The 6,898-nt window shown below is 47.5% G+C and carries 8 protein-coding genes; 7 read left to right on the forward strand and 1 reads right to left on the reverse strand.

Annotated features, from left to right (window positions below; genetic code table 11):
- Window positions 1-18 precede the first annotated feature (18 nt).
- From AB7D94_RS15680 to AB7D94_RS15710, 7 genes are all read left to right on the forward strand, one after another.
- Entirely contained in the window at window positions 19-909 is an 891-nt protein-coding gene (locus AB7D94_RS15680; protein ID WP_420266936.1) for an ABC transporter permease, read from the forward strand.
- Window positions 899-1,615 carry an ABC transporter ATP-binding protein gene (locus AB7D94_RS15685; RefSeq protein ID WP_420266937.1) on the forward strand — a complete coding sequence of 239 codons (717 nt, stop codon included), beginning with the start codon at window positions 899-901 and terminating at the stop codon, window positions 1,613-1,615. The genes AB7D94_RS15680 and AB7D94_RS15685 overlap by 11 nt, the downstream gene beginning before the upstream one ends.
- 57 nt (window positions 1,616-1,672) lie before the next feature.
- The gene (locus AB7D94_RS15690; protein ID WP_420266938.1) at window positions 1,673-2,281 is read left to right on the forward strand and encodes an NYN domain-containing protein; all 609 of its coding nucleotides are present in this window, start codon (window positions 1,673-1,675) and stop codon (window positions 2,279-2,281) included.
- A 132-nt stretch (window positions 2,282-2,413) separates the two neighbouring features.
- Window positions 2,414-3,547 carry a glycosyltransferase family 4 protein gene (locus AB7D94_RS15695; protein ID WP_420266939.1) on the forward strand — a complete coding sequence of 378 codons (1,134 nt, stop codon included), beginning with the start codon at window positions 2,414-2,416 and terminating at the stop codon, window positions 3,545-3,547.
- A gap of 73 nt (window positions 3,548-3,620) precedes the next feature.
- Complete coding sequence (locus tag AB7D94_RS15700) at window positions 3,621-4,661, forward strand: NAD-dependent epimerase/dehydratase family protein (protein WP_420266940.1); 1,041 nt, start codon at window positions 3,621-3,623, stop codon at window positions 4,659-4,661.
- Window positions 4,658-5,377: a nucleotidyltransferase family protein gene (locus AB7D94_RS15705; protein WP_420266941.1), complete on the forward strand. Its 720-nt coding sequence runs from the start codon at window positions 4,658-4,660 to the stop codon at window positions 5,375-5,377. The genes AB7D94_RS15700 and AB7D94_RS15705 overlap by 4 nt, the downstream gene beginning before the upstream one ends.
- A complete protein-coding gene (locus AB7D94_RS15710) occupies window positions 5,378-6,508 on the forward strand; it encodes a glycosyltransferase family 4 protein (protein ID WP_420266942.1) in 1,131 nt (376 codons plus the stop codon).
- Window positions 6,509-6,530: 22 nt separating this feature from the next.
- Here AB7D94_RS15710 and uxx1 read toward each other — a convergent pair whose 3' ends face one another.
- Entirely contained in the window at window positions 6,531-6,737 is a 207-nt protein-coding gene (uxx1, locus tag AB7D94_RS15715) for a UXX-star selenoprotein family 1 (protein WP_420266943.1), read from the reverse strand.
- Between the last annotated feature and the right edge of the window lie 161 nt (window positions 6,738-6,898).

Consider the following 6,898-nt stretch of genomic DNA (forward strand, 5'->3'; position numbering starts at 1 on the left):
GAATAGGACATTTCTATTTTGGTAAGAATAGGACATTTCTACTTTGGTACGACAACTGCGGGACAGCGTCTTGACAAAATTGCCGTTCATATAGTGTACTATGTGGCGAATGGTTGTGCCGCGCATATAATGGATATCATAAGAAGGGTAATAAGATACAGACAGTTGTTTATCGTACTGGTGTGGAGGGAGTTTGCCGTCAGGTACCGCTATACGATAATCGGCGTGATGTGGGCGGGGTTGCAGCCGTTGTCTATGATGCTCCTGTTTACGTTTATTTTCACCTACATTATGAAGTTACACGTGTCCAGTTACCCATCTTTCATTTTCTATTTTGCCGGACTGATACCGTGGACATTTTTCGCGCATTCCCTCAACTCCTCCATCCCGTCTCTGACAAACCACTACCAGCTTATAACGAAGATATATTTCCCCCGTGAACTGCTTCCTCTTGCGGGCATTACCGCCGCCTTGCTGGATTTCTTTATATGCGCTGTGATTCTCTTTGTATTTATACTGATTTACAGGATTCCGCTAACGTGGAATGCCCTATGGCTCTTTCCCCTGATTGTCTTACTTGTCGTATTTACCACATCGGTGTCGCTGTTTTTGGCTGGACTTAATGTTTACTATAGGGATGTCAGGCTGGCGTCTAATTTTCTCATTCAACTGTGGTTTTTTATGTCTCCAGTCATGTACTCGGTGGATTCACTCAGTACGAAGATGAAGCTGCTGCTGTTTCTTAATCCCCTTACATTTATTATCGAAAACACGCGAAGGGTTCTCCTTGAGGGTAGGGGGATAGTGCTTTGGCAGATGGCGTTTGTGTGTGTGGTAATCACTATTTTTTACGTGGTGTTGAGCAGGTTTTTTATAAAAATAGAAAGGGCGTTTGCCGATGTCATCTGAGTATGCGCTGGAGCTTTGTGGCGTGTGGAAGAAATACTCAACTTCGGAGTTTTTTCACAGGTCGGTGCGTGAGGAGATAGTCGGCCTGTTTAAACAGAAAACGGGCGACGCCCTGAGCAAGGACGAATTCTGGGCGCTTAAAGACGTTAATCTGGCGCTTAAGAGAGGGGACGTTGTTGGATTATACGGCGCAAACGGCGCGGGTAAGACCACGATTCTTAAAATAATCTCCTCAATTACATATCCGACACTAGGCAGCGTAGCCGTAAACGGCACAGTGGCACCGCTTATTGAGGTCGGCGCCGGGTTTCACCCCGATTTGACTGGCAGGGAAAACATCTACGTAAACGGCACAATCATCGGCATGGAGATAAAGGACATACGGGCAAGGATGCCCGGCATTATAGCATTTTCAGAGTTGGAGGGTTTTATTGACATGCCCGTAAAGAAATACTCATCGGGCATGTACCTGCGGCTTGGTTTTGCCGTGGCGGTAAACAGCTCAGCGGAGATTTTACTGTTTGACGAAATCCTGTCAGTAAGTGACGTTGACTTTCAGAATAAGTGCATCAATAAGATAAGAGAATTAAAGCAGGACAACCGGACAATCATCATGGTGTCGCATAATTTGAACCTGCTGCGGGAGACGGCGGATTCCATTTATCTCATAAAAGACAGCACCGCTGTGCCAATGCCGCCCGGATAGTTTTTTTTCTGATCAGGTATGTTATAATGAAGGAAAGCCTTTACTTGAGGAGAGGATATGAAAAAAGTTTTCATTTCTTGGGATAACTCAAATATTTTTATAGGCGGCAAAATGGCGGCATCTGAGATTGAAGGCGAAGACGCGTGTTATCAATTAAGGCTCCAGTTCAGTAATATTTTGGAACTTGCAAGAGCTGGACGCGATATAGAATGTGCAATAGCTGTTGGTTCTGTACCACCAGAGCTGCGACACGTTTGGAACAAAATGGAGCAATTGGGAATAAAAATTGAGCTATATGAAAGAGGTTCAGATTCAAATAAAGAGCAAGCTGTAGATCAAGCCCTCCAGGTGCATATGCTGAGGAAGGCTATTGACTATAATGGAACCCCGGGAATAATTGTAATATTAACAGGGGATGGACGTGGTTTTCTTGATGGAGTCGGATTTCATGCCGATTTAGAAAGGATGCACAAGAAAGGTTGGGGAATTGAAGTCATCGCGTGGGAAAGAATTTGCAATTCGAGACTGAAAGATTGGGCTCAGAAGATTGGTACGTTTATTCGTCTTGAAGATTACTACGAAAGCATAACATTCCGTGACGATTATGATGGCGTCATCCGCAGGTCAAAACCATTGACCCTGGATAACAGGATTAAATCAACTTAATTTGTTTTTCAGCAAGAAAATTCAAACTCATTCGCCACCGTTGGCCGATTTCATTTGATTAAAAAACCACAAATCAAGTAGAATTAGTGATGGATTTTTGTGAAATGATTGACACATCCGGCGGGCTGCGCTGTGCGTTTGGCGATTGACGCTACGATATTAGAAGACGCGCGACCTTCGGGTATTGGAATGGCCGCCATAAATATTGTCAACGAGCTGGCCTCTTTGCACGATGACCTTGTTGTGTGGACTGTCGAAGGCTCCATGCTGAAAGTTGACAGAGGGCGTGTAAATAAAATATTCGCAAATTCACGGCGTGTCCTTGGCGGCAATATCTATCTGGCGCGCGCCGCGTGGACGCAGTTTGTCCTGCCCACACTCATCAAACAGGCAAAGGCCGATGTGTTTTATACCCCCATACCGGAGGGAATCCTCTGCCCCCCCATGATAGATTGCGTGCCGCAAATAGTCACCGTTTATGATGTTGCCCCACTTTTATATAAGAACAATGTCCCGCTTATGAGGCATCTGAGTTTCAAATACAGGCTTCCTTTTGTGTTCAGCTCTGCACGAGCACTAATCGCTATGTCTGAGAATACGAAAAAAGATATAATCGGGCACTATGGGATTTCCGCCGATAAAATTGAGGTAGTCCACGGTGCAATAGACAAGGGGCATTTTACTGTCCCAACCGCCGAAAAAAAGGCAGCCGTCCTTGGCAAATACGCCCTTGTGGCCGGCAGGTATTTCCTTTATGTCGGCAGTGTGCTGCCATCAAAGAACATCGAGACCCTTATAGAGGCCTTTGTGGCAATGGGGGATGATTACACTCTCGCCATTGTCGGCAGGAGGCCGGACGGGGCATATGAGCGGCGGTTGACTGCTATGATAAGAAACCGTATGCTCAGCGGCGTGAGATTCCTTGACTATGTATCTTACGACGAATTACCGGCTCTTTATAACGGTGCCTGTGCCAATGTGCTGGTGTCGTTGATAGAGGGGTTCGGACTTCCCCCGCTTGAGGCAATGGCATCGGGGACGGCGGTAATTGTCTCAAACCGGGGAAGCCTTCCTGAGATTGCCGGAGACGCCGCCATCATCGTAGACGCCGTAAACGTGGAGGAGATAGCACGGGCGATGCGATGCCTTGCAAACGACGAAAATCTACGATCCGAACTCATAAAGAAAGGGCGGGAACACGTTAAGAAATTTTCATGGAGACGCACGGCACAGAGGATACTCGACATATGCAAAGAATCACTTTAACAATACATAAAGTGACCCTTTAACAATATATAAAGTATCGCTTTAACAACTTGACGCACGGGAGGAATATAGGTTGAAGGTTTTGGTTACCGGTGGATGTGGTTTTTTAGGCGGGCATGTATGTGAGTTCTATGTCAAAAAGGGTGCCGAGGTCATCTCCTATGACAATATGACAAAGCACGAGCTGCTGAGGACGGGCTTTGCGGCGGATGAGGCACGCACGTACAATCTTGATTATCTCAAAGGTTTAGGCGTGAAGCTCATCACGGCGGATGTGAGAAATTTCGACGAGCTAATAGACAGCGCCTCTGGTTGCGATTATATAATTCACACGGCAGCCCAGCCTGCTATGACGATAAGCTGGGAAGACCCGCGCCTTGACGTAACGACAAACGTCATAGGCACATTCAATGTGCTTGAGACGGCAAGGAAATTAAAAATCCCCGCCGCAAGCTGTGCCACAGTCCACGTCTATGGAAATAAGATAAATGAAACCCTTACTGAGGTCCCATCAAAATACGAGAGAGACCCCGACACTATCGGCGAGACATACCCCACACTGGAGGGAACCCTCACACCCCTTCACGCATCTAAGGCCGCGGCGGATATTTATGTTCGCACATACATAGACACATACAAGACCGAGGCGGCCAGCTTTCGCCTCACCGGCATATATGGCACCAGACAGTTTGGTGGCGAGGACCACGGCTGGGTGGCAAACTTTGCTATTCGCAGCATCCTTGGCCGGCCTATAACGATATTCGGCACAGGCAAACAGGTCAGGGACATCGTCTATGCCACTGATGTGTGCGAGGCGTTTCACGCGTTTTATATTACACGCAGGCCGGGTATCTACAACATCGGGGGCGGCAGAAAGACCGCCATATCTCTTTTGAGGTGCATTGATATCCTCTCTGAGATAACAGGGGTTGCGCCGGAGGTGCGCTTTGCCCCGGAAAGGCATGGTGATTTGCGATACTTCATCTGCGATATAGAAAAGGCGCGGAGGGAGCTTCTCTGGTCACCCTCTGTGATGCCGGAGGTAGGCATAGGGGCGCTTGTTGACTGGATAAAGGCTACCGGCCTGTTCTTCATTGATAGGGCGGCACAGTGAAGGCGTTAATCTTAGCCGGTGGCAGGGGCAACAGGATAAACGAACTCTCCTCTGTGCGTAACAAGTGCATGATTAACGTAGACGGCAGACATGTCCTTGAACATGTCCTTGAGCGTGCGGCTGCCACAGACATCAAGGAAATCGTCCTCGTTGTCGGTTATAAGGCCGAGGAGATAATCAACGCATTCGGAACCAAATACAAGGACACGCCTGTTAAATATGTCATTCAGTGGGAGCAGAAGGGCCTGGTTCACGCGATGGAATGCGCTAAGGACACGATAGCCGGTGCGGATTTTGTTTTATTTCTGGGTGATGAGCTTATGGTAAATCCAAGGCACAGACAGATGATAGATGAGTTTAACAAGGGCGGTGTGTTTGCCCTTTGTGGCGTCTTATGGGTTGATAACACCGACCTGATAAAACGCACATATACGATGATCAAAGACGAAAACAACCGCATATACCGCCTGGTGGAAAAACCCAGAAACCCTTTGAATAATTTCATGGGCACGGGCAGTTGCGTGTTCAAAAACGAGATATTTGACTATGCCGCCGTAACGCCGATTAACCACCAGAGGAAGGAAAAAGAACTCCCCGACTTAATTCAATGCGCCATTGATGACGGCAAGACGGTGAAATCATTCGACATTTGTGACAGGTATGCCAATATTAATTCGTTTGTAGATTTGAGCGAGGCGGAGGGATTTCTTAGATAAATGGCGATTAGGGTGTTAATCGTACAGCCGTCAATGAACATATATGGCGGGGCGGAGCTTGTTGTGGTTAAGTTGGCCGAGTATCTGGCCAAAACGGGCATTGAACACGCCCTGCTTACGACGAACATCCTGCCTGAGATTGAAAAAGACCTCTGTTGTACGCCGATTTTTAAATCACCATATAAGCGTTCAAAAAACTGGCAGCTCGATTTTCTCAAAGATATGTGGCTTCTGAATAAGGGCGTAAGGCGGCACGCCAAAAGGTATGACGTCATAAATGTGCACAACTTTCCCGCGGAGTTTTCTATTTTCCCCGCTTCCAGGCCGGTTGTCTGGATGTGTCACGAGCCGCCGGAGGTATATCTCAACTCATGGGAACACACCGTGCCGAATGTCTTTGCCCAAAAGGTCTTTTATGCCGCCGACAGGCAGATAGTTAAAAGATACATAAAGCAGGCCGTTGTTGCAGATAAATATAACGCGGGGAGATTTAAGGCCACCTACTCTGTAAACCCGCACGTTATTCATTATGGTATAGACTATGATTTTTTTTCGGCCAAGCCGGATGATTTTTATATCAAACGAAGCAGCGACTTTGTCGTTATCCATGTGGGGCATCTGGGGGAGTTCAAGAATCAGATGGAGAGCCTTAGGTGTGTAAAGCTGCTGAAAAAAGACATCCCCGGCATAAGGCTTGTCCTTGCCGGATATGGCGAGGATACCTACATACGGCAATTAAAGAGATTCGTCCAGGATGAGGGCCTCCAGGAACACGTCCTGTTTACCGGCCACGTAAACAGAGAGCGGTTAAGGGTTTTCTTCCACCGCGCAGATGTACTTCTTCACCCGATAAGAGAGCAGGGTGGGTGGCTGACCCCATTTGAGGCCCTCTCTGCCGGTGTCCCCGTCATTGTATCGAAAGACATGACCGCCTCTGACATCATAGAAAAGGAGGGAATAGGAGTTGTCACCGACGATTACGTGGCGGCGCTGTCAGACGTATATCAGAACCTCAAAAAATACAAAGAAACCGCTCTCTCAGGGAGGCTCTTTATAAGAAACAACCTCAGATGGGACAATTTCAGCGCAGAAATGGCAAAGGTTTTTATTAATGCGGCTCGAACCGGCTGACCGCCGATGTTGATTATACCCCTCAGGTACCGCCGCAGCCGATTGTAACCTTTTCACCCTCGACGATTATCGGCACTTGCCTCACACCGTCTGAGTGCTTGAGCATCGCCGCCATATTGGCATTGTTTTTTAGTACATCAACATACTCAGCCCTGTCACCGTAGGCCGACCTGGCCTTTTCGGTGTAGGGTCAGCCCGCCTTGCCGTAGATTATTATCTTGTCTTTCATCGTTAATAAACCTCCCGTTATTAAATCTTTGTACTCACTTCATGACATTTCTATCTGAACTTTCGCACCAAAGAATAGAGAATATACCCTTAGTCCGTCATTCTGGAGTCCGTCATTCCGGCTTGTCCGGAATCGTGCGCCTGTGAGTGTGCATAGTCAGA

The sequence above is a fragment of the Candidatus Magnetominusculus dajiuhuensis genome, from assembly GCF_046044395.1.
Lineage (GTDB): Bacteria > Nitrospirota > Thermodesulfovibrionia > Thermodesulfovibrionales > Magnetobacteriaceae > Magnetominusculus > Magnetominusculus dajiuhuensis.

Coding starts and splice junctions, on each gene's coding strand:
- AB7D94_RS15710 (WP_420266942.1), top strand. CDS start 5,378: ATGGCGATTAGGGTGTTAATCGTACAGCCGTCAATGAACATATATGGC.
- AB7D94_RS15685 (WP_420266937.1), top strand. CDS start 899: ATGTCATCTGAGTATGCGCTGGAGCTTTGTGGCGTGTGGAAGAAATAC.
- AB7D94_RS15690 (WP_420266938.1), top strand. CDS start 1,673: ATGAAAAAAGTTTTCATTTCTTGGGATAACTCAAATATTTTTATAGGC.